25 protein-coding genes are annotated in these 26304 nt (G+C 59.2%); 19 read left to right on the forward strand and 6 right to left on the reverse strand.

What is annotated here, in order from left to right; genetic code table 11:
• Window position 1 precedes the first annotated feature (1 nt).
• The 13 genes from B5527_RS14770 (at window position 2) to B5527_RS14825 (ending at window position 10038) form a co-directional block, all read left to right on the forward strand.
• Window positions 2-1030 (forward strand): hypothetical protein, encoded by a 1029-nt coding sequence (locus B5527_RS14770; protein ID WP_154072256.1) that lies wholly within the window; start codon window positions 2-4, stop codon window positions 1028-1030.
• Complete coding sequence (locus B5527_RS43920) at window positions 1030-1950, forward strand: glycine-rich domain-containing protein (protein WP_154072257.1); 921 nt, start codon at window positions 1030-1032, stop codon at window positions 1948-1950. The genes B5527_RS14770 and B5527_RS43920 overlap by 1 nt, the downstream gene beginning before the upstream one ends.
• 84 nt (window positions 1951-2034) lie before the next feature.
• A complete protein-coding gene (locus B5527_RS14775; protein WP_079602044.1) occupies window positions 2035-3768 on the forward strand; it encodes a hypothetical protein in 1734 nt (577 codons plus the stop codon).
• Complete coding sequence (locus tag B5527_RS14780) at window positions 3769-4308, forward strand: DUF4376 domain-containing protein (RefSeq protein ID WP_079602045.1); 540 nt, start codon at window positions 3769-3771, stop codon at window positions 4306-4308.
• Window positions 4309-4352: 44 nt separating this feature from the next.
• The gene (locus B5527_RS14785; RefSeq protein WP_079602047.1) at window positions 4353-4994 is read left to right on the forward strand and encodes a glycoside hydrolase family 19 protein; all 642 of its coding nucleotides are present in this window, start codon (window positions 4353-4355) and stop codon (window positions 4992-4994) included.
• A complete protein-coding gene (locus B5527_RS14790) occupies window positions 4994-5191 on the forward strand; it encodes a hypothetical protein (RefSeq protein WP_079602048.1) in 198 nt (65 codons plus the stop codon). Before B5527_RS14785 ends, B5527_RS14790 begins: the two co-directional genes overlap by 1 nt.
• 2 nt (window positions 5192-5193) lie before the next feature.
• Window positions 5194-5661 (forward strand): hypothetical protein, encoded by a 468-nt coding sequence (locus B5527_RS14795; protein WP_079602050.1) that lies wholly within the window; start codon window positions 5194-5196, stop codon window positions 5659-5661.
• A 50-nt stretch (window positions 5662-5711) separates the two neighbouring features.
• Window positions 5712-6566, forward strand: coding sequence for a hypothetical protein (locus tag B5527_RS14800; RefSeq protein WP_079602051.1), 855 nt, complete (start codon window positions 5712-5714; stop codon window positions 6564-6566).
• A gap of 61 nt (window positions 6567-6627) precedes the next feature.
• Window positions 6628-6813, forward strand: a complete 186-nt coding sequence (locus tag B5527_RS14805) for a hypothetical protein (RefSeq protein WP_154072258.1) — start codon at window positions 6628-6630, stop codon at window positions 6811-6813.
• 37 nt (window positions 6814-6850) lie between these two features.
• Window positions 6851-7525 carry a hypothetical protein gene (locus B5527_RS14810; RefSeq protein WP_079602054.1) on the forward strand — a complete coding sequence of 225 codons (675 nt, stop codon included), beginning with the start codon at window positions 6851-6853 and terminating at the stop codon, window positions 7523-7525.
• A gap of 69 nt (window positions 7526-7594) precedes the next feature.
• The gene (locus B5527_RS14815) at window positions 7595-8821 is read left to right on the forward strand and encodes a hypothetical protein (protein WP_079602056.1); all 1227 of its coding nucleotides are present in this window, start codon (window positions 7595-7597) and stop codon (window positions 8819-8821) included.
• Window positions 8818-9183: a SprT-like domain-containing protein gene (locus tag B5527_RS14820; RefSeq protein WP_079602057.1), complete on the forward strand. Its 366-nt coding sequence runs from the start codon at window positions 8818-8820 to the stop codon at window positions 9181-9183. Before B5527_RS14815 ends, B5527_RS14820 begins: the two co-directional genes overlap by 4 nt.
• Window positions 9184-9456: 273 nt before the next feature.
• Window positions 9457-10038 carry a hypothetical protein gene (locus B5527_RS14825; RefSeq protein ID WP_154072259.1) on the forward strand — a complete coding sequence of 194 codons (582 nt, stop codon included), beginning with the start codon at window positions 9457-9459 and terminating at the stop codon, window positions 10036-10038.
• Window positions 10039-10343: 305 nt separating this feature from the next.
• On the opposite strand, the gene B5527_RS14830 is transcribed toward B5527_RS14825, so the two are convergent.
• The 6 genes from B5527_RS14830 to B5527_RS14855 all read right to left on the reverse strand — a co-directional run bounded on the left by B5527_RS14830 (window position 10344) and on the right by B5527_RS14855 (window position 16029).
• Entirely contained in the window at window positions 10344-10949 is a 606-nt protein-coding gene (locus B5527_RS14830; RefSeq protein ID WP_079602060.1) for an RNA ligase family protein, read from the reverse strand.
• A gap of 17 nt (window positions 10950-10966) precedes the next feature.
• The gene (locus B5527_RS14835) at window positions 10967-11338 is read right to left on the reverse strand and encodes a hypothetical protein (RefSeq protein ID WP_079602062.1); all 372 of its coding nucleotides are present in this window, start codon (window positions 11336-11338) and stop codon (window positions 10967-10969) included.
• Between the two features lie 250 nt (window positions 11339-11588).
• Complete coding sequence (locus tag B5527_RS14840; RefSeq protein WP_079602063.1) at window positions 11589-12020, reverse strand: hypothetical protein; 432 nt, start codon at window positions 12018-12020, stop codon at window positions 11589-11591.
• Between the two features lie 164 nt (window positions 12021-12184).
• The gene (locus B5527_RS45320; protein ID WP_172842563.1) at window positions 12185-12355 is read right to left on the reverse strand and encodes a hypothetical protein; all 171 of its coding nucleotides are present in this window, start codon (window positions 12353-12355) and stop codon (window positions 12185-12187) included.
• A 207-nt stretch (window positions 12356-12562) separates the two neighbouring features.
• A complete protein-coding gene (locus B5527_RS14850; protein WP_079602067.1) occupies window positions 12563-13258 on the reverse strand; it encodes an MgtC/SapB family protein in 696 nt (231 codons plus the stop codon).
• A 518-nt stretch (window positions 13259-13776) separates the two neighbouring features.
• Complete coding sequence (locus B5527_RS14855; protein WP_079602069.1) at window positions 13777-16029, reverse strand: AAA family ATPase; 2253 nt, start codon at window positions 16027-16029, stop codon at window positions 13777-13779.
• Window positions 16030-16692: 663 nt separating this feature from the next.
• Between B5527_RS14855 and B5527_RS14860 the strand changes: the two genes are divergently transcribed.
• The 6 genes from B5527_RS14860 (at window position 16693) to B5527_RS14890 (ending at window position 26241) form a co-directional block, all read left to right on the forward strand.
• On the forward strand, window positions 16693-18465 hold the full coding sequence (locus B5527_RS14860; protein WP_079602071.1) for a site-specific DNA-methyltransferase: 1773 nt from the start codon (window positions 16693-16695) through the stop codon (window positions 18463-18465).
• 6 nt (window positions 18466-18471) lie between these two features.
• Window positions 18472-21069, forward strand: coding sequence for a DEAD/DEAH box helicase (locus tag B5527_RS14865; RefSeq protein ID WP_079602072.1), 2598 nt, complete (start codon window positions 18472-18474; stop codon window positions 21067-21069).
• Window positions 21070-21765: 696 nt separating this feature from the next.
• The gene (locus tag B5527_RS14875; RefSeq protein ID WP_079602076.1) at window positions 21766-22737 is read left to right on the forward strand and encodes an ABC-three component system protein; all 972 of its coding nucleotides are present in this window, start codon (window positions 21766-21768) and stop codon (window positions 22735-22737) included.
• The gene (locus tag B5527_RS14880; RefSeq protein ID WP_079607280.1) at window positions 22734-23225 is read left to right on the forward strand and encodes an ABC-three component system middle component 2; all 492 of its coding nucleotides are present in this window, start codon (window positions 22734-22736) and stop codon (window positions 23223-23225) included. Before B5527_RS14875 ends, B5527_RS14880 begins: the two co-directional genes overlap by 4 nt.
• A complete protein-coding gene (locus tag B5527_RS14885) occupies window positions 23222-25060 on the forward strand; it encodes a hypothetical protein (protein WP_079602077.1) in 1839 nt (612 codons plus the stop codon). The genes B5527_RS14880 and B5527_RS14885 overlap by 4 nt, the downstream gene beginning before the upstream one ends.
• Window positions 25061-25476: 416 nt before the next feature.
• Entirely contained in the window at window positions 25477-26241 is a 765-nt protein-coding gene (locus tag B5527_RS14890; protein WP_079602079.1) for a hypothetical protein, read from the forward strand.
• Window positions 26242-26304 lie beyond the last annotated feature (63 nt).

The raw sequence follows: 26304 nt of genomic DNA on the forward strand, positions 1-26304 counted from the left end.
CATGAAAAAACTGACGTGTGCTGCCGTACTGTTGTTCGCCTTGTTCGCGGGCGCTTGCCCGACGCTGGCACAGACGACCCAGACGCAACCGTTCTCTTCTTTCGTTCTGGGCCTGCCGGCGATCAGCTCGCTCGCCGGAACCGAAAAGATCTTGACGTTGCAGGGCGGCGTCCCGATGACCTCCACGCCGGAGCAGATTCTCTCGGCCGCCAATGGAGACTGTGCGTTTAATCCATCGAGTGTCTGCACCAAAACCAGCGGTCTTCCCTTCGCACCATCGGCCACGACCGACACAACCAACGCTGCGAACATCACCTCTGGCACTCTTAGCGCCAACCGTCTCGCCCTGCAGACGGCGTACTTCTATGTCGGCAACGCATCGAACAATCCGGTCGGCACCCCGATGTCGGGCGACTGCACGCTGGCGAGCACGGGCGCGGTTACTTGCACCGAGACCCGTGGAGTTGCGTTCGCGCCCTCGGCCACGACCGACACGACCAATGCCGGAAACATCAGCTCGGGGACGCTGAACCTTAGCCGCCTCTCTCTGCTCCAGGCGCAATTCTACGTCGGCAACGCATCCAACAATCCGGCCAGCGTACTGATGTCTGGCGACTGCGGGCTGGCCTACACTGGCGCGGTCACTTGCCCCACGTCCAATGGCTACGCCACCGCAACACTCAACAAGCCCGATCAGACGGTAAGCGGTGGTGCGAATGTCACGACATTGATTCTGACCGCAGGAAGTTCGCCGACGATAGACTGTGGCGCTAGACCTTTGCAGTCCATCATAGCTTCTGCGAGCGCGTGGACAATCTATCCACCATCTAGCGATGGTTCCTGCATGTTGATGGTCATTAACAATGCGACATCTGGTAGTCCGGCCCCCACCTTTGCGTCCGGCTTCTATGTTGGCTCAAACACGGGCGACGCCATCCCGACGGGCGCTGGTGCGGTTTACATTATCTCCATCGTTCGCATCACGGGGCCTACTGGCGCAGCCTCGACCTACTCGATCAAGGTGATCTAATGATCAGGAGCACTCGTCTTCGCTCCGCGATCTTTGCGCTCGCCGCCTTCCTCGCGCTCTCGCCGAGCGCCGCACAGATCGGCCCGCTGCCCGGCATGGGGCCGATTGTGTTGGGAGGCGCTATTCCTGCGACTCCGAGCGTCAACTATCTCGTTGTTGCTGGCGGTGGTGGCGGCTCGCGTAACGGCGGCGGCGGCGGTGCTGGCGGCGTGCTCCCCGGCACAGCGTCGGTTTCCGGAGCATACAGCATCACAGTTGGTGCCGGTGGTGCTGGCAGCGCTGCCTCGGGAGTTAACGGCAACAACGGCGCAAATTCCGTATTCGGTTCGATCACTGCAATCGGTGGCGGCGGCGGTGGCGGTAACACCGCCAACGGCAATGCGGGCGGTTCTGGCGGCGGCACGGCGGTCAGCTCAACATCATTAGCGGGCGGCGCGGGCACGTCCGGACAGGGCTACGCTGGCGGCGCAAACTACGCGGCCTCCTACTATCCATCAGGTGGTGGCGGTGGTGCAGGCGGCGTCGGCGGAACCGGTTCTGGATCACAGTCAGGATCTGGCGGCCCCGGTATAGCTTCCAGCATAACTGGAACATCGACCTACTACGGTGGTGGTGGCGGCGGTGGTGGCACGTTTTATGGTGGTCTGAACGGCGCTGGTGGAGCTGGCGGCGGTGGCGCTGGCGGAAATGACAACGGCGGCAACGGCATCAGCGGCACGGCGAACACGGGCGGCGGCGGCGGCGGCGGTGCTGCCGGGCAGACCTACGCTTACAACGGCGGCAACGGTGGCAGTGGCGAAGTCGTCATCTCCTACCCGAACAACTATCGTCAAGCGTCGGTGAGCGGCTCGGTCTCGTTCTACAACATCGGCGGCAACTACATCTACGTGTTCACCGGTAGCGGCACGATCTCGTTCTAGCGGATCTCGACCAGCAACACGTCCGTCCCAAGGCGCCTCACGGCGCCTTTTTCTTTTCCAACACCCAATCAAGGAGCATGGCGCATGGACCGCCAGACGATTTACGCTGGCCAGATTCCGCTTGAGACGGATCAGCTCAAGCAGTCGCAGAACGCGATGGTCGGCCTCGCCAAGCTGGCTTCCGCCGTGCTCGGCTCGACCACCATCGTCAACGCATTCACTGTCACGCCGACGGTGCCGGCTTCTCTCAACGTCATCGTGACGCCGGGCGAAATCTATCAGCTCGAAAATCTCGAGGCGTCGGCGTGGAGCTCGCTGTCCCCCGACACGCACACCATCCTGAAGCAGGGGGTCATCCTCGACCCCGTGACGCTCGGCATCACGCCGCCGACCACGGTCGGATACAGCCAGGTCTTCCTCATCGAGGTGCAGTATCAGGACCTCGACACCGGGTCGACGGTGCTGCCGTACTTCAACGCCAACGTCCCCACCGTCCCGTTCTCTGGCCCCGGCAACGCCGGCTCTGCGCAGAATACCGTGCGCAAGGGCGTCGCCTCGGTTCAGATCAAGGCCGGTCTCGCTGCGCCGTCCGGCACGCAGACGGCACCCACGGCGGATGCCGGCTGGACCGGCATCTATCTGGTCACCGTCGCCAACGGCGCGACCACGATCACGTCGGGCAACATCACGCCGGTGTCGGGCGCGCCGTTCATTCCCGTGACGCTCCCGCAAGTCCCGGCGGGTGTTCAGTCCGGTCAGTGGCTGTACGGCACCGACACGGGCGGCGTGAACGCCATGGTGGCGAACGTCACGCCGGTCCCTACGACGCTTACCCCCGGCATGACCGTCCACATCAGGGCGGCCAATTCCAACACGGGCGCAACGACCTTTAACCTGAACGGCCTCGGCGCATCGGCCGTTCACCGCGCCAACGGCGCGGCCTTGTCTGCCGGCGACATCAACGCCGGCATGGTCGTCGAACTTATCTGGGATGGTTCGAGCTGGCAGATCGCCAATTATTTCGGCTTCACCTCCAGCACGGTCAACAACAACACTTACACGCTGTCGATCCCCTATGCGGCGGACTCGAGCGGCGTAGCCAACTCAATCGTGGTCGCTCCCAACCCGGCGCTCACCGCGCTGACGGCGGGCAACGAGCTTATGGTCAAGCTCGCCAACACCAACACGGGCGCGACGACGATCACCGTCAACTCTCTGGCGGCGGTCTCTGTCGTCAACCCCAATGGTTCGGCGCTCACCGCGGGACAGATCGTCGCCGGCGAAATGCTTTGGCTGCTCTACGACGGCACCCACTTCCAGGTGTGCAATCCCAGCGTGGCCACCGTCAACGTCTACAACCTCACCAACGCGCCCTTCGCCGACGTCAGCACCTTCTACGGGTCCGGTTCTGTTGAAGCGCCGTATGCCACTCACACCTTCGCGCCGTTCACGTCGGCGACGATTGGAAGTCAGGGCAACGTCGCGTTCTCTTCGGGAGAGATCGTGATCGAGACGGCTGGCCGCTACCTGTTCGCGTACTCCACCGACGTCTACAGCGTTTCCGGCTCCGATCCCTACGCCGCGTTGTCGTCAGGCTGGATACTTTGGAACGGAGCCGTTCAGTCGCCGTCTGGAAACGGTCTCCAGATCGTCAACGACTCTGGTCCTTACATCAAGGAGGATTACGGCGGCGGATGCTGGATACAGAGCCTTAGCGCCGGCGACACCATCGCGTTCGCTGTCTACCAGGTTAACGGTAGCTCGCTGACGTACGATGTTGGCTACGGCTTCAATGTAACCGTGACGAGGGTGCACTAAATGTTGACCTTGACCATGACAGCCGCTCAAGCGTCGGTGTTTTGCACGCGGTTCAGCGCAACTGAACCGGCGGCTAATCCGGTGTGGAACGGAACCGCGCTGCTGATCCCCGATGCCTACGCGACCGCCGCGCAGACGTTGTTCGCCGCCGGCTTTGCGCCGACGGCGGCAGAACTGATCTCCTACGCCAACACCAAGCAGTCGAAGATCATGGGCGGGGGCACGCTGGTGTCGGTCGGCAACGGCGTCCTCGTCGAATGTTCGACTGACCCCTCCAGCCTTGTGCTGCTGCAGGGGGCTGCGTCGATCGCTGCGACCTCTCCGACGGCCACGTTCAATTGGGTGCCGACCAACGGCACCCCGATCACGCTGGTCGCCGCGCAGATGACAGCAATGTTCGCCTCTGTGTCGACCTTCCTGCAAGCAACCTTCACGACGCTCAGTCAGGTCATCACCGCTATCAACGCCGGCACCATCACCACGACGGCGCAGGTCGACACGCCGCCGTCGCCGATCCCGGCGTGGCCGGTTAACTCGTAACCCTCAAAGCCGCCTTCGGGCGGCTTTTTCATTCGGACATCACCATGGATCAAGCGCTTTTCGGCGCCGCTTTGACGCGGCTGTGGCCGCACGCGGACATGCATATCCCCGGCCTGACGGCGGCAATGATCGCGCAGGCGCCGGTACTGTTCCCGAAATACGGTCTGACCTCGCCGGTGGCGATCGCCATCATGATGGGCGAGTTCACCGAAGAGTGCGCCGGCGGGGAGCAGGTCGAGGAAGACCTCAATTACCGCGCCCCCGTGCTGCATTCGCAGTGGCCGACGCACTTCACGATGGCTCAGGCGCTGGAGATGCAGCACCAGCCGCGCCTGATCGCGAACCAAGCCTATAACGGGAGGATGGGCAACCGCATCGGCACCGATGACGGTTGGGACTATCGCGGCCGCGGTCCCGCGCAGAGCACCGGCGAAGAGGCGTACGCGCTGCTGACCAAGCTGCTCGGCGTCGACTTCATCAACCATCCCGAACTCATCAACACGCGCGAGCACTTCTTCGAGGCCGGCATCGTCGACTTCGTCAAGATTTGCGGCTGCCTGCCTTACGCGCAGCGCGGCGACGAAGTGAACGCCACGCGCCACCTCAACGGCGGCCTGATCGGACTCAAGCAGCGCGAGGTCTCGACCTCGATGTGGGGGCACGCCTTTGGCGTGGTGCTGCCGTGATGACGCAAGCTGCCGTGAAGACATCGATCGACAGCGCGCTCGGCTCCCAGCTTGACCGGCTGTTCGGGGTTTTGGTTACGAACCTGGAAACGCAATCCGCGGCCGAAGCGACCGCCGAATTTCGCAAGGGCCTCGAGTTCAGCCTTCGCGCGCATGCCATCGCGACCTCGGTCGCCGAAGAACTCATCAAGGGCTAAAAATGATCACGATCCGGTTCGTTACCGGACACGACCTCGTGTCCGACGGCATTCGCGCGTTCGAATATGGCTTTTGGGCAACACACGTCGAAGCTCTGATGCCGGACGGGACGTTGCTGGGCGCGCACGCTGAGGGCGGCGTCCTGGCTCGCCCGCACGACTACGACAAATCCGTGTTTACCCGGGAGCTTTATGTTTCGATCCCGGCAACGGCTGCACAGACGGACGCCTTCCATAGCTTCCTGCGGTCGCAGATCGACAAGCCATACGACTTCAAGGCGATCGCCGGCATCGCGCTAGAGCGAGACTGGCAGTCGACCAATGCATGGTTCTGCAGCGAGCTGCAGGCCGCAGGCCTCTGTCGTCCGGAAGTGGCGATCTTCCCGCCGCATCTGGCGACCGAGTTCAACCACGTTACCCCTCGCGATTTGCTGCTGATCGTGAGTGGTCGCATCGACCTGGCAGCGTAACTCGAACCACCCGCGTTCGCAGCGGGATACCCCCACAAGGAGACCGACCGATGAAGTTCAATATCAGTATGGCCATTCTCTTGCTGGCCTTTCTGATCGATGTTGAGGGCGCGATCGCCAACGACAAGATCAGCCTCGTTGGCATGGTGCCAGCCGCCTGGATCGAAGCGATCAAGGCGTGGGACAAGTTCCTGCTGTTTTGCGGCACCAGCCTGATCGGACTGCTCGCGGCCCCCGGTGCCTTCACCAAGAGGGTTGCCGGCGCAGCGGCGGCGGTTCTCGTCGCCTTCGCCCTGCTGACCGCCACGGTCAGTACAGCGCACGCCGCCGACGTCGTCACCACGACTGCAACGACGAGCGCGGCGGTCACGCCAGCGACGCAGAACAACTGCCTCATCAACTCCTGCACCGGCTGGTATGCTGGTGTCGGCTTGACCGGCAACGGCACCAACGCCGACATCCTCGGCAGCGGGCTCAACGGGTCGGTTTTTGCCGCGGGCGGCATGCTGGACATGCACGGCGGCTACCAACTCTGGAACGGCACCTATTTCGCCGCGGTGGAAGCCGGTCTCGGATACCAGTTTCAGAACGGTGCGATTGCGGTCACCACCAACAACCTGACCGGCTACGAGATCGTGAAGTTCGGCGGCAACCTTAGCGGCCTAGTCAACAACGCATCGAGCCCAATCGCCATTCCGAGCTCGCTGTCCAATGTCCTGATGTCTCCGTATTTCGCTATGGGCGCGATCCAGCGTGATGGCGTGTCGCAGTGGGCGACCGGCGCAGGTGCCGCGTTCCTGCTGGCGACGAACTGGGACTTGGACATCCGGTACCTGTACGCGCCGGCGGCCGGCAATGTCGGCTCCGACAACCTCGTCACGATCGGTCTCAACAAGCACTTCTGAGTGCCCGTCCACACAGGCGGGCTGGCTCGTCGGCAGCCCGCCGACAATCAAAGGAAAGATCATGCGAATGCACCATGACTCGTTCGTGAACATCCCGCTTGCAGTCGTCTGGATGGCCTCGGGGTACTGGCTTCATCTCTTCGAGAGCGGGTCGTGGTTCTTCGGCACGCTGCTTCCCTACATCGGGGTCGCGGTTGGTGGCCTGCAGATCTTCCTCCTGACGCGAAAACTCAGGCGCCCGAACTAGGGCGCCTCTTTCAATCATCACCGCAATAGAGGCTTAAATGGTTCCCCACGTTGTTATCATCGGCGCCGACAAGGGCGGCGTCGGCAAGACCACCGTTTCCCGCACCTTCATGGACTACTTCCAGTCCCACGGTATCAGCGTCCGCGCGCGCGACACCGAATACCCGCAGGGCGTCCTGCAGCGTTTCCATCCCGACAAGACCAAGATCGTCAATCTCGAAGAGAGCGACGACCAGGTCGAGGTGTTCGACAATCTGCGCGACGCGCAGGTGACGTTGATCGACATCCGGGCCGGGCTCCTGTCGAAGACCCTCGCGACGCTGTCCGAGATCGGCTTTCTTGCCGGCGCGAAGGACGGCCGGCTACGGATCTCGGTGGTGCACGTCATCGGCTCGAACAAGGCTTCCTTCGACGAGATCGAAGCCACCGCCAGCGCGGTGGAGGGGGCCAAGCACTATGTGCTGCTCAATCACATGAACAAGTCGAAGTTCATGGGGCTGCCCGCTTCAGTCAGAGACCCCATCATCGTGCCGATGCTCAACGAACTCGCGGCCGACACCGTCGACCGCCTCGGTATCGGCTTCGATGCCTACTGCTCCGGCATCGGCCTCGAGGCCGGTCAGACCCCGTCGAGCGTTCTGGCTGGCTATATCCGCGCCTGGAAGACCCGCGTCTTCGCCGAGTACGACCGGCGCGCGCTCAACGCACTCTAACCGATCGACCAGTCCTTCCTCCACGGCGCGGCTTCGGCCGCGCCGTTTTTGTTTGCTTATGAGGTGACCATGCCGAGACCGCCGCTTTCTAACGAAGTTCTCACTGCGACGGTGGAGGCGTACAACGCCAATGACAGAAGTTGGATAAGGACCGCGCAAGCTCTCGGTATAGGGGAGCGCACCGTAGGGGATAGACTGAAACAGGCCGCCAAGCGCGGCCTTCTTCTTGACCACCCGCCGGCAAAGCCGGGTTTCGAGATCACCAAGATCACGACCGCCCCCGACGGGGGCCAGCACATCACCGAAAAGCTAGAACACGGCGACGTGTTCAAGATGCCGAAGACGCACTTCCTCGGCAAGATGACGGTCAACCGCGACGCCAGCGGTCGCGTCATTCAGGACTGGATCAGAGCCGAAGTTGACGACGTGGCGCGCGAGGCGGCCATGCGCGCCGCCGTTGCCGCGTTCTCGTCGGAGATCCCCCGCGCCGAGCCTGTCCACCTCAATCTCATCGGCAACGCCGACCTCGTCAACCAGTACACCGTGACCGACTACCACTTCGGCATGCTGTCGTGGAAGGAGGAGACGGGCGGGGACTGGGATCTGAAGATCGCCGAGAAGCTCTGGATCAATTGGTTTGCTGCCGCGATCCGGCAGTCGCCGGATGCCGAGCAGGCCATCCTGGCGCAGCTCGGCGACCTCCTGCACTTCGACTCGCTGAAGGCGATCACGCCGGCGCACGGGCACATCCTCGACGCCGACTCGCGCTTTGCCAAGATCGTTCGTGTTGTTATCCGCTGCATGCGCGCCGCCGTTCGCATGCTGCTTGAGAAGCACGACCACCTGCATCTGATCATGGCGGACGCCAACCACGACGAGGCCAGCGAGGTCTGGCTTCGCGAGATGTTCGCCGCCCACTTTGAAGACGAGCCGCGGATCACCATCGATCGCACGCCGGGGACGTACTACGCCTACGAGTGGGGTCTGACCTCGCTGTTCTACCACCACGGCCACAAGAAAAAGATGAAGGACGTCGACTCGACGTGGGTCGGGCGCTACCGGGAAATCTACGGGCGGACCAAATTCGCCTACGGCCACACCGGGCACCTCCACTCCGACGAGTTGATATCGACCAACCTGATGAAGGTGGAGCGTCACGAGACGCTGGCGGCGCCGAGCGCCTTCGAGGCCAACGGCGGCTACAACTCCGGCCGTTCGGCCAAGGTCATCACGTACTCGAAGCGCTTCGGCGAGGTCGGGCGCGTCACACTGACCCCGGAGATGGTTGCCGCATGACGCTGCCGCTGCACCCAGAGTCGATCGCGGCGCTCTATGAATACCTGCGATCGATGCCGCCGTTCCGGACGCTCAAGGGGATGCCGCACGCCGACGAGGTCGAGTTCTGGGTTGTGAAGGACCGCGAACGCTTCGGCTGGTATCGCCGCATTGGAGGGCGACCGCGCATCTCGATCTCGTCTCCGTCGATTGGCCAGACCGTGACGCTCATCGAGACCCTTGGTCATGAAATGATCCATCTCGTGCTCGAGTGCTCCGGCCTTGAAACCGGAGGTAACGAGAACACTCACAACGCGCCATTTCGAAAACTGGCCGCGCGCTTCTGCAAGGTGCACGGCCTCGACTTGAAGGCGTTCTATTAGTGTCATCGGCTCCTGCCAGTGAAGCCGGCGCGGTCGCGGTGGGTGTGCTTAATGCCGACCCTATTGAGCGATGTCCGTTGTTGGGGCCAAAGCGGAAGACATCTGCTCGCAGCGAGTATTTCGCCTTTTGACCCCGAACGGACATTCCTTGATCTAGATCAATCACCAAGCGCGGTGTTCGGTTCGGATCGAGGGCAATCGACGCATGTAATCGAGCGCTTCTACAATCAGCGGCGGCGGACGCTCTCCGGCCCCGCAATCAGGAGGATCGACATGGGAAAATGGGCCTTTGTAGCGTTAGTAGTAGCAGTGTTGCTCGGCTCGAGCGGCATCGCCAGCGCGCAGGACAAGCCTTTGATTTGCGACCAGCAATTTGCACTCTGCACGAGCGCCTCGTGCGTCCCGTCGCCCGGCAATCCGAAGGTGGCGCTCTGTACCTGCGATGTGTGGGACACCAAGGGTGGGACGATTGGGGTTGCCTCGTGCGACGCCATCAAGCCGAGCACCGACGCCAATGGCTGGCGCACCGTTTATTCCTATTTCGCGCTCACGCAATCCTATCAGGGCAAACGCGTGATGAAATGCGCCGCCGGAACGCCGTGGGCGGAGTGCCTCAACGCGAAGTGCACTGTCGACCCTGCCAATCCGTCAAAAGCAATCTGTGCCTGCGAAACTATGTTCCAAACCGGCGAATGGGTCACGTGGGCGGGCAACTGCAACACGCAGAGTTGCAGTAAGGGTTTTTTGAACGGCACCACTCTCGCTGCAGTGTCTCCGGGGATCGATATCTTGACGAAGGACCTCAACCTGAAGAAGTCCCCGGTCAATTATTGCAGTCCGGGTGACGCTCGGTAAAAGGTATCGCGTCGTAAAACGGGCTCCGAACAGGGGGGACGCCTTCACCCGTTCCCTGAACCGAACGTGCCCGCGAACCCAATCTCCGTTCGCGTGATCGAATGAGTGCGGTCACTTCCGAAATTGGGACTTAGCGGACATCCTGGCGCGTGGCCCGGATGTCGGCTTTTGAGAGCGAAGCGGACATCGCCATGTCTGCATGGACATACCAAGTTTATGAGTACACGCCCCTAGATAGCTCCCCGATCCGGGGGCGAAAAGTTTGGCCGCCCCTTAACCGGGGGCGGCCTTTTTTGCGTTTCTGGTCACGAGAAAGAATCCTTCACGCGGTACAGCGCCGGGTGAAGCGGGTTCTTCACCTTGACCCAGCTCCGTTGGGGGCCGGGACGATAGGGGCTGTCCAGGCGCTTCGACACCATGCCCTCCAGCCCCATCTCGCAGGCCTTCGGGAACATGCGCGGGTCAATCGGGCCCGGCTCGAACGGGGCGGCAAAGATGCCGTCAGGACGTCGGTCGAGCAGGCGGGCCAGCTTGGTCTTGCGCATCGACAGCGGCAGCTTCCTCACATCATCTTCATCCGTGGCCAGCATGTCGAAGGCGTAGAGCTGCGCCTGGTCATCATACTTCCGCGAATGCAAGGAATCGAAATCCGAAACGCCATCGACGCCGAGCACAACGGCCTCGCCGTCGAGGACGAAGCGCTTCGCAGGATTCTTCAGCGCCGCCTCTACAATCCATGGATAGCGCTTGGTCCAGTCGTGGCCGTTCTTGGTGAACAGCCGAACGCGATCACCGTCGCGCTGAACAATCAGGCGATAGCCATCGTACTTGATCTCGTGAAGCCAATCCGCGCCGGAGGGAACCTCTTTCCCGCGGGTCGGGAGGCAGGGCTCAAAAAGGGCTTTGGGCATGGCCTTTAGATAGGATTTTAGCGCCGGTTTTGGAGTCCCGTCAGACCAAGCCGGAGGGTCAGCTGGCGCGGCCCTTCGTGCCGCTCCAGGAACTCCTCAAGGCTCTGCGGAACGTCCCGCTGCTCCAGATCAATCAGCCGGCGCAGCTCACGGGCGACGTCCGCCGAGACGTCGCGCGACCATCCCTCGCCAGTGTTGAAGCAGAAAATGCCGATCGGATTTTTATACTGCGCTGTGAGCATGTCCGCGACGATGGTCTCGAAGGTGGTATCTTCGTAGTCTGCCTCGCACCAAATCCTGCCCAGCCGGCCCAGGTCGTCCACGACAAGGTAGACATCCTGATCGTCGCCTCGTGGCACGATAGACGGCGTCCAATCGGATTTACTCATACTCGAACTCCACACAACCGCGACTCAAGCCGGTTCCGGACAATTCGTTCCTGTCAGTGCCGCCAGCCATCCTTATCGACCTCAATCCTGAAGCCCTCCGGCATCCGCGGCACTTCGCCTTCCTTCGTCACGTTACAGTCCGGGCACGGCGCGCCCGGCGCGCCGCAAGGGCATGCGTTCGGACCTTCCCAAGGCCGATCCGGGTGGGCCTCGCAGACCCACGCACTGTCTTCGCAGCGGGTGCATTTCATCACGCCATGTCCATATGCGCGCTGCGGACGTGCTCCGGCACGCTCGCGATCGTCAACTCGGCGCCGCAGAAGCATCGGGACCGGCCGTCGGTCGTCTGGGTCGGTAGCTGGCGACGGGTGCCCCACATCTTATACTTCCAGGCGGTGAAGGCTCGCTCCCGGCGGTTCTCTGTGAAATCGGCCTCGGTGCATTGTGGAAGGTATTCGAGCCACGCCCGCTCGAACTCGGCTCGCGCTATTTCAAAGGTCGCCGCGGTGCCATCGGGATGGTGCCCTTGATGCGATCGCGGATAGAAGCCGCAGTCCCAGCCCCATTGGTCGACGTCAGCCGGCACGCCGGCGCGCTTGGCGATCGTCCCGACGTGGGTGTCTCCATAGTAGACGTGCCAGCAATCGGGGATCTCAGGGTTTCGGCGGCGAGTGAGTTCCATCCCGCCATTTTAGCAGCCGGGCAGGGGATTGCGCCAGCGTTGGCCGGGATCGTCACGGTTGCGGACCCATCGCACCAACATTGATCGCTATCGCAGATTGCTCGGAACACAACTCTCAGAGCTTGAGCGCCAGTACCTGGAACGGCGCCGACCCGCCGAGCTAGTCAGCGGGCTTTGTCTTTCTCTTTTTTCTTTCGTTTCAAAACGTCGGCCTGGCTTCGATAGGCCAGCGCTACGGCACGAAGCCCAGCCGCGCGATCAGGGTCCGACGCGCGCATGGCCGCTTGCTCCGCCTTATCCGCCTGTTTTCGAAAGAACTTAGTTTGCTTGACCATGGTGACAACGGGATTGGGAACGCATGGGTTTCCGTTTCAATATGGGCCTCTTCCGTTGCAAATGACACCGCGCGGCACCTGAAATTTTAGTTTAGTACTTTTCCCGTCGCAATCGGGTCGGCCTCGATTGACCTGCGCGGAGAGCTGGGGTCCCCTCGTTTACGTTTTCGTTTCGACCAGCCCGCGATCCTTTCCGAGTAAGTCGGTCTAGCTTGGTTCGCCGCGTCGGCGGTCAATCACAGCGACAGAGTGCACACCATCTAGTTCGTCTAGCTTTGCAACAAAGGTTTTGATGTCTTGCGACGAAACCTTGCTCAAGAGGACAGTGACCTCTTCGATGCCGTCGCGAGGCGTAGTGAGAAACCGTTTAATCTGGCCAGTGCGAATATTGAGTGTTCGTTTGACAACCTCCGGCGTAACAGAGGCTTGCGTCGCTTCAATTTTCAGTCGGCAGCTTTGATTGCGAGCGCGATAAGCTTCTTCCAGCGGCTTTACTCCAGCGAGAATAACAATGATGACAGCGGTGGAAACGCCAGCCGCGAAATAGAGACCGCCACCAACGGCCAAACCAATTGCAGCGACCGTCCAAATACTCGCCGCTGTCGTCAGACCCCTGACTATCTCACCTCGGGCCAGAATTGCGCCGGCACCAAGGAAGCCAATGCCTGAAACCACCTGTGCAGCAACCCGCGAGGGGTCAAGAACGACGTTTTGAGAGGAAAGGCTGTCTCGGAACCCAAAGGCGGAGACGATCATGATCAGGCAAGCACCAACGCAAACCAACATATGCGTTCGGATACCAGCGGCCCAGAGAAGTCGCTCGCGTTCAAATCCGATGACGCTGCCGAATACCGCCGCTACTAGCAGGCGAGCAACGACGTCCAAGTTGGGAAGCGTGTTCATGCTGACCTCTTTTCATTCAGAAAATTCTCCGCACCGTAAATTGAACCGCGTTCGTCGAGGGAAAACAACCCGGCGTCGAAATTGGATACCAAATAGGCAGCCGACGTGCCGGCATCTTGACAGTCGGCACGTCTGGTCTAAGAGGGCTGACGACGACGATGATCGACGAAAACTTGGAGCGGTTCCTGCCGTCGAGCCTTGCCCGGTGTCGGTCAAAAGCGCCGAAGCTTCCTCAACGAGACTGAGGCGATCCGCAAGCTCGGCATCTCGATCATCCGCAGCTACCTCCTCCGCCGCCTCTTCGCGACCCATGTCAAGCGGTTTGCCGCTTGGTGCGAACGCATCGTGGCGTTGATCCCGGAGTACTGAAATTCGGAAGGTAGCGTAAGCCCGTGTCCAGTCGGGAAACTGCCCTCACGCGCCTGAACGATCATCTCATGAGCAGTTCAATCCGAACATCCAGCGCCGGGATGACGTGGAAGGCGTTGGAAGCTGTCCCGATCTCACGGATGATCCGATTAGGCGATCGCCTCTAGCGCGACGGCAGCCGCACCTTGAGTGGGATCGGCGGGCTTCTGGGCTCCCATCATCATCTTATAGTGCCCGTGATGATCTGTCTTTTCGAAGATGCGGCGGAATACGTCGAGATAGCGAGCCACGACGCTGTCGTCAGCGGAGATGTAGAGATCGTCGTGGGCGCTGTGCGATCCGTCATTGACCCAAGAGAAAAGTGACGTGCAGAGTTGCTGGTCCTTGCCCTCGAACTGCGCGATAATATCGTCCGTGTCGACGTTGCCGAGAATCTTGAAATAGTTCTCGATGATGCGCCTGAGCGTGTTCTGGATGGTCATGTTCGAGCGGTTCGGGTTCCGCACTTCCGCCCAGAGTAATTCGTACGACGTCTTAATCGGGTTGTGATTGTAGCCGACGACCTTTGAGACGCCGTCGACCTTGCGGACGATCCAGAAGGTCTCTTGCGCTCTGCATTCCGCTCCCCGGTTGCGATCGAACGATACCTCCTTGTGAAAGTAGATGTTGTGAGTCAGCAGGAAGACTTGCTTGATCTGGCCTTTGCCATCGGAAGCCTCTTTGAGCAAACGCTTGATCAGGTTGCTGACGATGAACAGCACGTCGCTGTCCAGACTCGACACCGGATCGTCAAACACGACAATTCGGTCGGAGGTGACATCCGACTCTGATACGCTGCCGCGTAGCAGGTGGTAAAAATAGAGGAAGCAGACGAAGCTTTTCTCGCCTTCGCTAAGCGTCGCCGCCGCGTTGTCACCGCCGTTGCGGACAATTTCATAGAGGTGGCCGCGCTCGCCCGCCGTTCTCAGCGTGAAGCCAGAGAAGCCAAACGAGGTCAACAAGGAGTTGATCGCGCTCACCGTCGGCTGAACGCTTGTGACTTTTTTTTCCAATTCACGCAGCTCCGCCCTTGCGGTAAGCAGCTGGCCCTCTTTCGCTGCGAGGCCTGTAGTCAGTCCTCCGACGGCCTTGTCGAGCGCGTCCCACTCCGCCCGGTACTTCTCGATTGTCGCGCTGTACTCATCGAGCAGGTACTTCCAGATTTGGCCGATGAGCGTGCCGCGCTCGGCGGCAATGTTGTCTACGAGCGCGTTATGAGCGGCAATTGAGGCATTGGCGGTGGCGATCCTGGCGATAATCGGCTCCGCCAGTTCTGCGAGCGGTTCCAACGTCACCGGCGTGCTGGGCTCGCGCTTCTTGGCTTCGAGCAGGCGCTTGTTCACCGCGAGGCGGGCGGCGATTCGATCGACATCTGCGCGCAGAAGCTCCCGGTCGACGTGACGATTGTCGTGGGCGATAGCTTCTTCGAGCATCTTCAAAGTCGAGCCAGCGACGACATCGTATGTCTCAAGCGCAGCGGCGATCGACGCCATATCGTTGAGGAAGGTTTCGTCGAAATAGGCATTGAGCCGCGCGGCAAGCTCCGCCTCGACTTCCTGCTGACAGAAAGGACATTGAGATCCATGGCCGAGATACTGCAGTCCTTGCCTAACCCAATCGCTGTTGCCAAGTCGCCGAATTAGGGCGGCGACATCGACATCTTCCTTGCCGAGCACTTTCTTAGCGAGCACGGGCGCGCGTTCGACCGCCAGTAGATCGGTTATGTCAATAGTGCCTATCACGGCGTGGCGCTCGAGCCCATCTTCAAACAACGTCACGGCCTTGCGCTTCAGCTCATCGACGGTCACGAGCGGCGCCGTGTTGGCCGCCAACTCTACCAGCACCTTGTCGCAGAACTTCGACTGCGAGTTTCGGACGCCTGAGAAGGCGTCCTTAAAATAGGGATCGTACTTGCCCTTGATCTTCCAGCAGTCAGATTCGAACTGGGCGCGCAGCGTCCGTAGCTCTCCCCGCTTACCGGACGACGAGTCCACCACGCCTAATGTGCCGTTCAGCTTCGCAATACCATCCTCAAGGTCTTCGACCCTGGCTTTGGCTTTCTCGATCTTGTCGAGCGTGTCGCTCGCGGCCTCTCCAAGGGTAAAAATTCCGGGAAGTGGAAGCTGCGGCACAAAGTTGCGGGTCACGAAGTCGCTGTTGTAGACGCAACAGGCCAGCGTCCGACCCTTCTCCCACGTCAAGGCGCAGGAAGCATAGGAGCTAGGATTATAAATGACGCGCGAGATCGTTGTCTTGCCGGTTCCGTTCGTGCCGAAGATGAAATTGATCGCCTTCAGCGACGAGAGCTTCTCGCCTTCACTCGAATAGCTTGCGTTACCCGCAATCTTAATTTCCTGAAGCACTTAACGCCCCCAGACTCTGTCAAATGATCACGCCTAATTTTTGAAGACACATGCTATCGCCCGTTCCGCGAAATAGCGAGCCAAATCTACCGGAGGGTGCAACTGACTTCGCAAGGCAGTTTCCTTCGGACGTTGTGACGACTGCAAGCCGCGTTGCCGCTCTGAAGCACTCAAACCACCCACCTGACAGGCTCGGTCTCGGCCACCTGCATCGGCGACCTTGGCGAGATGTCTATTCAGTTTTGCGAGCTTCGGCGCCTAACGATGTTAAGGACCCGGGGCTGCAGGCGATCTCGACCCGTCAAGCCGCCGAGCTGACTCTTTGCTCAGACGCTGCGGACGCGCTCGAAGTGGGCTTATAGGGGCCGAGAAGACGTCCCGCGTCACCTGATTGTCGACATCCAGCAGGCTCTTGCCGATCACCGGCAGCTAGGTCGAGCAATCCAGGTTATCCTCTGTCATGCGTGTACCTGCGGTTGCGAATCGCAGGCGCCATGCTGGCGATCGCAGGTTGTAAAAACAAGGGAATCCCGGGGCGGGGGGACATTTATCCCCGAAAAAAGATCATTGCTTTCAACCTCTGGATCAGCGCGCCCGCACCTGCTATCGCTCAACCTGACGGCGAGGTGAGCGGAAAGCCGCGGCCGGCAGCTGGGGGCGTGAATGACCGAATTGAATTTCAAAGGCAAAGAATTTGTTTACAACCATCACTTAGCGGTACCGTTTCGTCCCCTCGTACCACATTCTAAAAAAGGCATCGGTCCGGTCGCGTTTGATGGCAATCTGATCATTCACGGCGACAACCTACACGCGTTGAAGGCGCTGCTGCCGCTCTACGCCGGCAAGGTGGACTGCGTCTACATCGATCCCCCCTACAATACGGGCAACAAAGAATGGAGCTATAGCGACAACGTCAACGCGCCGATGATCCGCGAGTGGCTCACCGCCAATCCAATTTCGCTAGATGATGGTCTACGCCACGATAAATGGTGCGCCATGATGTGGCCTCGCCTTCGGATGCTGGGTGAATTGCTCTCGCCTGAGGGAGCAGCGTTCATTTCCATAAATTCGATCGAGTACGCTCGTTTAAAATCTATGTGCGACGAAATATTCGGAGAAGATCAGTACATTGGTGAGTTTGTTTGGAAATCCCGAAACAACAAGGACAACAGAAACGAGAATGGCCTATCGAATGATCACGAATTTGTTCTGATATATGGCGGAGGACTAGACGGAGAACTCCGATCAGCCGCGGACTATTCCAATCCAGATGGCGACAATCGTGGGCCGTGGGCCAGCGCCAATATGGTTGGCTTGGCCTCTAAAGATAAGAGGCCAAACCTCCATTTTGATCTCATCAATCCTGCGACAAAGATTAACTATGGCTGCCCTAAGCGCGGATGGCGATTTGAGCCAGCCACGATGAAACGGCTGATTGCCGAGCGACGCATTTTATGGCCCGAAAAAAAAGATGGTCGTCCGCGCCGCAAATCTTTCCTTTCAGAACTCGACGCACGAACCAACGTATCGTCGGTCACTAACGGTGTATTCTACACGAACAATGGCTCAAAAGAATTTGGCCAGATTTTGCCTGAAGCAGAGTTTCCATTTCCTAAGCCTATCGAGCTAATTCAGTTCATACTGTCACTGTTCGAAAGACAGGACCTTTTGGTTTTGGATTCTTTTGCTGGCTCTGGTTCTACCGCCCATGGCGTACTACAAGCCAACAAGCTCGATGGGGGTAGTCGCCGCTTTATCCTTGTAGAAATGGAAGATTATGCAGACAAACTTACGGCGGAGCGTGTTCGGCGAGTCATAAAGGGCTACAAATTCGAGGGAACTCAAAAGACCGAACTGCTGCGTGAATATTTAAACTGGCGGGCGATTGAGCGTGCCGAGGATCTTGTTCAAAGGGTAAAGGGCATCGAGAACCTGGAAGGCCCAGACTTCGACCGTGTGACCAAGCAAGTGAAGGGCGGAGAACTGATCGTCACGGGCGAAAAGGCGGTCACCAAGCGCGCGGAAGGCCTTGGCGGCGCATTCACCTATTGCACGCTGGATGACCCCGTCGAACTGGACAAGGTGCTTAGTGGCGAGTCGCTACCGTCCTATGCCGCCATCGGGACCGCGCTGTTCCACATGGCGACCAATCAAGCGCTCGATCCGAAGGCGATCCGTCAAAAGGATTTCTATCTCGGCGAGACCGAAAGCCAGCATGTCTGGCTGATCTACAAACCCGACCTCAATTGGCTGAAAACGCCCACGGCGGCCCTCACCCTCGATCAAGCCAAGATTTTTGCCGGGACTGATCCCGAAAAGCGCCATCTGGTCTTTGCTCCGGCCCGGTTTGTCAGCCAGAAAATGCTGGGCGAGCAGAACTTGCCCGTTGAATTTGTGCCATTGCCGTTTGCTCTGTACCGCATCGACCGGGGCTAAAGATCCATGTTCCGCCAACTTGATTATCAGGACCGGGTGCTAACGGCGCTCGACACTTACCTCCATGGGCTAAAGGAGGAGAAAGCCAGCGCGGACAAGGTTGCCCTTGTAGCTGCGAACAACCCCGGCGTTGACATTGTCATTCCTGACTTTGTGAAGGACACGTGGGAAGCTCTGAAGATCCATGGAAAGCTTCCCGGCTCTCGGGCAGAAATCCCATTCTCTCCCCGCGCCGACGGTTGTGGCAGGCCTGCGCCGAACATCGTGCTGAAGGTCCCAACAGGCGGCGGCAAGACATGGCTTGCGGTCTCCGCCGTCTCGAGGATCATGGGCAACTATTTGAATCGGAATACGGGTTTTGTCCTCTGGGTCGTCCCCAACGAAGCGATCTACACGCAAACTCTCAAGCATCTGAAGGATCGCCAGCATCCTTACCGGCAGGCCCTTGATCGCGCAGCCGCCGGGCGGGTCCGGATCATGGAAAAAACGGATCGCCTGGACGCGCGAGACGTGGTAACCAACCTTTGCGTCATGCTGCTGATGCTACAATCAGCCAACCGCGAGACTCAGGACTCCCTGAAGATGTTTCAGGATCGTGGGGACGTGCATGGCTTCTTCCCGCCGGAGGGCGAGCAGCAAGCCCACCGAGCGGCTTTTGACCTCACGCCCAACCTATCTGGATACGAAAGTATGTTTCCGATGGTGAAGGACTCGCTGGGCAATGCTCTGCGAGTGATCCGCCCCGTCGTGGTGCTTGATGAAGGTCATCGGGCCGTTTCCGACCTCGCGTTCCGCACGCTGTATGGCTTCAATCCATGTTTTGTTTTGGAATTGACGGCAACGCCGCAGGATGTGCAGCCGCGGGGAGGAAACAATCCTCGCGAGGCGAGATACGCCAACTTGTTGGTCGAGATCGCCGGGCGAGAGCTTGACCACGAGGGCATGATCAAAATGCCTCTTAATCTCGACCCTCGGCAGGGTACCGACTGGAGGGCGACCCTCAACGCGGCTGTCGACAAACTAAAGAGCCTGCATAGGGCCGCCCGAAAGCTTCGATCTAATACCGGTCGATACATCCGACCGATCATGCTGATCCAAGTCGAGCGTACAGGCTCGGAGCAGCGCTCGAAAAACTATATCCACGCCTACGACGTAAGAGACTGGCTTTTGACTGCGGGCTTTGATGAAGCCGAGATTGCGATCAAAACTGCCGAGCAGAACGACTTAAATCAGCCGGAAAATCAGGACTTGCTCTCGCCGACTAATCGGGTTCGCGCGATCATCACAAAGCAAGCACTCCAGGAGGGCTGGGACTGTCCATTCGCTTATGTACTTTGTGCTCTGGCCGCCAGCTCAAATCTGAGAGCAATGACACAGCTGATCGGTCGAATCCTTCGCCAGCCCCATGCACAGAAAACTGAGGTAGCAGCCCTGGATGAATGCCATGTTATCACTCATCACGCAGATACAGCGGACGTCGTGGCAGCGATCAAGGATGGACTAGAACAGGACGGGCTCGGCGATCTCGTCCGGCAAGTCGTCCAAGTCGACGGGACTAGCAAAGGGCAGAGCGCGAGAAAAACAAAGCGGCGACCCGCTTTCGCTTCGACAGAAATCTACTTGCCTAAGGTTATGTTTGCGGATGGAGATCAGGTTCGTGATCTCGATTATGAGACCGATGTACTCTCGGCCATAGACTGGCTGGGTTTCGACCCACGCCGAATTGCGGAAAGCATTCCCGAGAACGTTCAAGCCGCAGAAGGGCAGCTTCAGCGCCTTAGGCTCGCCGATGACGGAAAGGAGTTGCTTGTCGGAGAAGTCGTTGCGCCGAATCCGGAAATCTTGAGGTTCGATCCTGTCCACGCCGTGAGGATGATTTCCGACATCGTCCTGAATCCGTTTGTCGGCCGTGAGGTTGTTGAAAGGTTTCTTGAGAAGCTTCGGGTACGGGGTTTCGATGATGATAAACTGGGAAGACATGCCAGCTTTATTGTTGAGGAGTTACGCCGAGGCCTTGAGATCGCCCGGGATGACCGTGCCGAAGCCCTCTTCAAAGCCACCGTGGCGGCCGGGCGCATCCAGTTCCGGCTACGCCTCGACGGTCGCAACTGGCGGATGCCCTTCGGCGTCGAGACGACGGAGCCGGAAAACGCGCCCCAGATTTTCAGCAAAACTGGCGGACCGCTGGAGAAAAGCCTGTTCGCGCCCGTCTATGCGAATGAACTCAACAACGACGAGCGGGAGGTCGCCGTTTACCTCGATGGCGAAAAGGCGCTTACCTGGTGGCACCGGAATGTCGCTCGCTCTCAATATTCTCTGCAGGGCTGGAGGAAAGCGAAAATCTATCCCGATTTCGTGTTTGCTGTTCATCACGACGGAAAGCCGAAGCGCATCACTGTACTCGAAACCAAAGGAGACCAGCTCGATAACTTGGACACCGAATACAAACGGAACGTGCTTGCTATTCTCTCCCACCATTTCAAGTGGGACGACACGAAAGCGGTAGGAGAGCTTGAGTTGCTAAAAAATGGCGGAGAGATCGTCCAAGGGACGCTGGTGCTCATGAGCGAATGGAAGACAAAGCTTCCCACGTACTTGGAGTGACGCGAAATGCGGCGTTGGCAAAATGGAACTTGGCAACCTTAATCCCCGAACTTTTCACGTTCGGCCGGAGTCGTCGGAGGGTAGTGGGTCACGGTCATCTTCTCAGTTCACTGCGGTAAGAATGATCCAGACGATGAACGCGGCAGTCATGGCGAGGACAACGTATCCCGCTGCCTGTACGAGCCAAAATTGCCAGTGTCTCGTCATCCCGTAAATATGCGCCGCCGCCCGTCCGCTTTCCAGCCCGCAAGTCTGCCACCCGTCGGAGACACCTCGCGCGCGAGCGAACGCTTGCAAAATTTCTTGCAAACGTCTCGGGAGTGCCCGGAAATAGCCGGATCAAAAATGGGGGTGTTTGCGAGAAGGGTTGAATGATTTCAATGGGATAGCCCAAAATCTGATAGGCTACCGTTACACCATTCCCCACCTAAGTGCTTGACTTATAAGCACTTTTTTCGGAAGTTTAGCAATGCCATTATACGGACTCTTGCAAACGCTCCGGGCGGTCATATAGCCGTGTCGAAGTTGTGGGTCCAGTCCTACCGCAGGCTCTCATCTAATTGTTTCCGAACCATTTCGGCCCCAGATCGGGACCTCAGTCACCGCAAATCCTCTGGTTGTAGCCGGACTGGCCTGCTACGCTTCTTTCGGGGACGGGCAGGAATGGACGTACGATACGATCGACTAATTCTCTCCATGGATGACACGGAACTTGAGCAGTTCTGCCGCGCATGGGTTGAGAAAAAATCGGGGTATTTCGAGGTTAAGCGGCACGCTGGAACCGGCGACCTCGGGCGTGACGTAGTCGGCTTTCTGACCGATCAGCGCCACGACGGTGAGTGGGATAACTACCAGTGTAAGCAATATCGGAGTGGAGTTGCGCAGACCCAAGGCCTCCTTGCCATTGGGAAAGTTCTCTACTGGGCGTGGAAAGGCGAGTTCACCGCACCACGAAAATTCTTCTTCGTCGCGCCGAAGGGCCTCGCTCGAAAGCTGGACGGCCTTCTCGACAGGCCGAGCGAATTGAAGAAGATGCTGCTCGATAATTGGGATACTACCTGCGCCAAGAATATCACGAACAAGGAAACAATTGCGCTCTGCACCTCTCTCCGCGCCTTTATCGAAGCCTACGATTTCAAGAACGTCCACTCGATAAACATCGATCAATTGATGGCCGATTCTGCGGTGAAGCCGCTCCTTATCGAAAAGTTTGGCGCAGACCCCGGCACGTACCCGCCTGCAGTCGTACCCATTGATGTCGAGAGCGCCGAAATGCGCTACATTCAGGAACTGGTTGACGCCTATGGCGAGCGCGCAAAAGCCGTTTTTGCGAGCCATCAGGATGTCCTCGACGACAAGGAGCACGGCCCCGACTTGCGCCGTCAGCGCGACCGCTTTTTTGAGGCCGACGCTTTCCAAAAGTTCTACAGAGACAACACCTCGGCGCTGGTGATCACTGGCTTCCGCAAGGACGTTCATTTCGGCGTCGTGGACACCTGGAACGCGACGACACCCGACACCTTGGCTCGCGTCGAGACCGTGATGAAGCAGGCGGGAACGATCACTCCCGCTGGCCCCTTGGCCAAGTATGCGCACGTACCTGTCAAACAGGGGATGTGTCATCACTTCGTGAACGACGGCGAGATGTCATGGAAGGGGAAGGCATGACTGAGGCCGTGCAACCGGACCTTTTCAACGGCGCGCTCGAGACTGGAGTCCGGAGTGTTGTCATTCTCGAAACCGCCCACCCTCGCAGCTTCGACCTCACTCAACTTACTTGGCTGGATCATCTCGTCGTTCACACAGCCGATTTGGATGGGCCGGAGAGCCTGCATCCCAATGTGCCGCAGCGAAATGGCGAACTTCTCGTTCGGCGCTCCCTCGTAGAGCAAGGGCTAGCGCTGATGCAGCGGCTTCACCTGATCGAGGTCAAGTTTACCTCGGAAGGCATCGTTTACGTCGCATGCGAGCAAGCCGCCCCGTTCGTTCGGCTTATTCGTAGCGAATACGGGCGCACGCTCAAGCAGCGGGCGAAATGGCTACTTGAGTACTTTGCAGATCGAGGTTCCGACCATCTTCATGAGGTTATCACCCAGAAGATTGGACGTTGGGCAATCGAGTTCCAATCCGATACAAAGCCGGCGAGCGGCGCATGACATACGCCGGTTGGCACATCGACCTTCTCTCCATCGAGGGCAAGGACGGCAAAAAGGCTCAGCTGGCTTTCGCGCCGGCACTGAGTCTTATCTACGGTGCTTCCAACACAGGTAAATCTTTCGCGGTAAAGGCCCTGGATTTTATGCTTGGCGGGAGCCAAGAACTTCCAAATATCAAAGAGCGCCAGCCGTACGATCGCCTCTCCATGGGGATGACGCTCACGAACAGCCGGAAGGTGCGGTTGGAGCGCGCCCTTGCAGGCGGTTCCTTCACGCTGCGCGAGGATGGCCGAGAAGCAGCGACGCTTGCCCCTCGACACGATGCGGACAGCGTCAACAATCTTTCAAATTTTCTCCTGCGGGAGATGGGCTCAGTTGGGAAGAAAATAGCTCTCGATGCAGCCGGGACTCATGGAAACCTCTCGTTCCGCGATATCGCAAGGGTCGTGCTCACGGACGAACTGTCGATCCAGTCTGAGACCTCACCGATCGAGTCTGGGGATCGTGGTGCGGCGACACGCGAGCGAAGCGTGCTGAAATTTCTTCTCACGGGAGACGACGACTCCGCCATTGTGCCGCTGGTCAAGCCGAAGGACTTCCGGACAGGTCGGATAGCCCAGACGAAAATTCTCGAAGAGATGATCGAACAGATCAATGGGGAGCTCGCCTCCAACTATCCCGACCATGATGGGCTGGAGAAGCAAAGCGAGGACTTAGACGCGCTTCTTCAACGCATCGAGAATGAAATGGCAGACGCTCGTTCGTCCGTACGATCGCTTCTCGATGACAAGCGACGGTTGACTTCCGAGATCGCAGCAGCAGAACGTCGCACTGTCGATATCGGGCTAAGCTTGAATAGCTTCGAGCAGCTGCAAGAAGTCTATGACAGCGATGTAGCGCGGCTAGAATCGATTGAGGAAGCCGGGTTCTTGCTCGGTCTCGGTGGCAAGAAGACGTGTCCAGTATGCGGTGCGCCCCCTGAATCTCAAGAGCACACACATGGGCTTGTCGAGATCGAATCTTTGCGGGTGGCTGCGGAAGTGGAGATCCAGAAGATCCGACAGCAACGCAAGGAGCTCGTCAAAACGGTGAATGACACGGAAGGCGAAGCGATCCGGCTCGCCGAATCTATCAAGGGGATGCGCACCGTACTGAAGACGGTTGAGGTCAAACTGGAGGAGGCAACGCCTGACTTCGATGCACAGCAGCGCAAGCTTGCCGAGGTGATCCCGATACGTGACCGCGTCCGTCACGGGTTGGACCTACTCGAACGTCGCGGCGACCTTGAGAAACAGAAAATGCGCATTGCGGCATCGAAGCCACCTAAGCGGGAGAAGGCCATGCAAAGCGGCTTGACGACGCAAACCGCCAAAGAGTTCGCTGATGTCGTCTCTGACGTGCTATTTAATTGGGGGTTCCCTGGACAAAACCACGTCGTATTCGATTTGGCGACGTATGATCTCATCATCGATGGTAAAGAGCGTCGCCACAATGGCAAGGGCGTCCGTGCGATTACCCATGCGGCCTTCAAGATAGCGCTGCTGCTCTACTGTCGCGAACGGAAGCTTCCCCATCCGGGCTTCCTTGTCTTAGACACGCCGCTCCTAACTTACCGCGACCCATTTAAAAAGCCGGGGGACAAGCTGACGGCGGACGAGCAGGAACTCCGCAACACGGACTTGAAGGAGCGCTTCTTCGAGCACCTCGGCCATATCGGCACCGATGCGCAGTTCATGATTTTCGAGAACGTCGACCCTCCCTCAAAGGTCAACGAGTATGCGACGGTCGAGACCTTCAGCAACGATCCAAATATCGGACGGCAAGGGCTGCTCTAGAGTCGCCGCATTAGTTGGCACTTGCACCCGCGATTTCCGATCTTCTCCAATATACGCGCGGCTTGAGACCACCAAACAGCGCTGAGAAGTTTAGCAAACGCCTCAGAACTCTTCAGTTTTGGCCGGATCAAAAAGGAGCGGGATTGCTAAACTGGTTGAGGAAAATCAACGACTTAGCCCATAAATCGCTAGGCTACCGTTACACCATTCCAAAATATATCAGTAATATCAGCTACTTATGAAAGACTCTTCGTGTTCTTGCAACGCATCAGGCAAATCGCTCCGAAACGTGGGCCGTTCTACCCGCTACCTGCCGGCCTTGGCAAGCGCGCGGCGATGTTGTTCCTGAGAGAGCGCGATGAAATCGCGACCATCCGGCGGCGGGTTCGGCGCCGGCAGTGAGGGCGAGGTCGGCGATGAGCGTGAATTTCGAGGAGCTGGATTTCCGTCCCACGCCGATGGGCGTGCTCAGCCTGCGGCGGCGCAGGTCGCTCACATCAGGGGGCGACATCTACGAGATCAAGCTCGGCGACGAATTCCTGATGTCGAGCGCCTTCACCACAGCCGAGATCGAACTGGGGCGGCTCGGGCTGGCGGCGTGCGGGCGAACGGATCTCGACGTGGTCGTCGGCGGGCTCGGGCTCGGCTACACCGCGCAAGCCGTGCTCGAAAATCCGGGTGTGCGTTCGCTGGTCGTGGTCGATGCGCTGGCCGAGGTGATCGAATGGCATGCGCAGGGCCTGCTGCCGCTCGGCAAGCAGCTCACCGGCGATCCGCGCTGCCGCCTGGTCAACGGCGACTTCTTTGCGATGTCGGATTCCACCGAGGGCTTCGATCCGGACGCGCCGCGCCGCCGCTTCGATGCGGTGCTGGTCGATATCGATCACTCGCCGCGAAACCTGCTGCATCCGCGCCATGCCGCGCTGTACGCGCCGGAGGGGCTCGGAAGGCTCGCCTCGCATTTAATTCCCGGCGGCGTCTTTGCACTTTGGTCGAACGACCCGCCGGATGAGGGATTTCAATCCGCGTTGGCCGGCGCCTTCGCGGCGTCGGATAGCCATGTCGTGACCTTCGACAACTCGTTTGGGGATCACACTGCGAGCAACACGATCTACATCGGGGTCAAGGCTGATGTGCCCATCCGGAAGGCAACGGCCGAGGCGGCGCCTTCAACCAATTGACGTCTTGCGACGCGCACGCGCGGCGAGGCCGCAACTTGCCCCTGCCAATCCGGCGTGCCATGC

Origin of the sequence: Bradyrhizobium erythrophlei (assembly GCF_900129425.1) — a bacterium.
GTDB classification, from domain to species: domain Bacteria; phylum Pseudomonadota; class Alphaproteobacteria; order Rhizobiales; family Xanthobacteraceae; genus Bradyrhizobium; species Bradyrhizobium erythrophlei_C.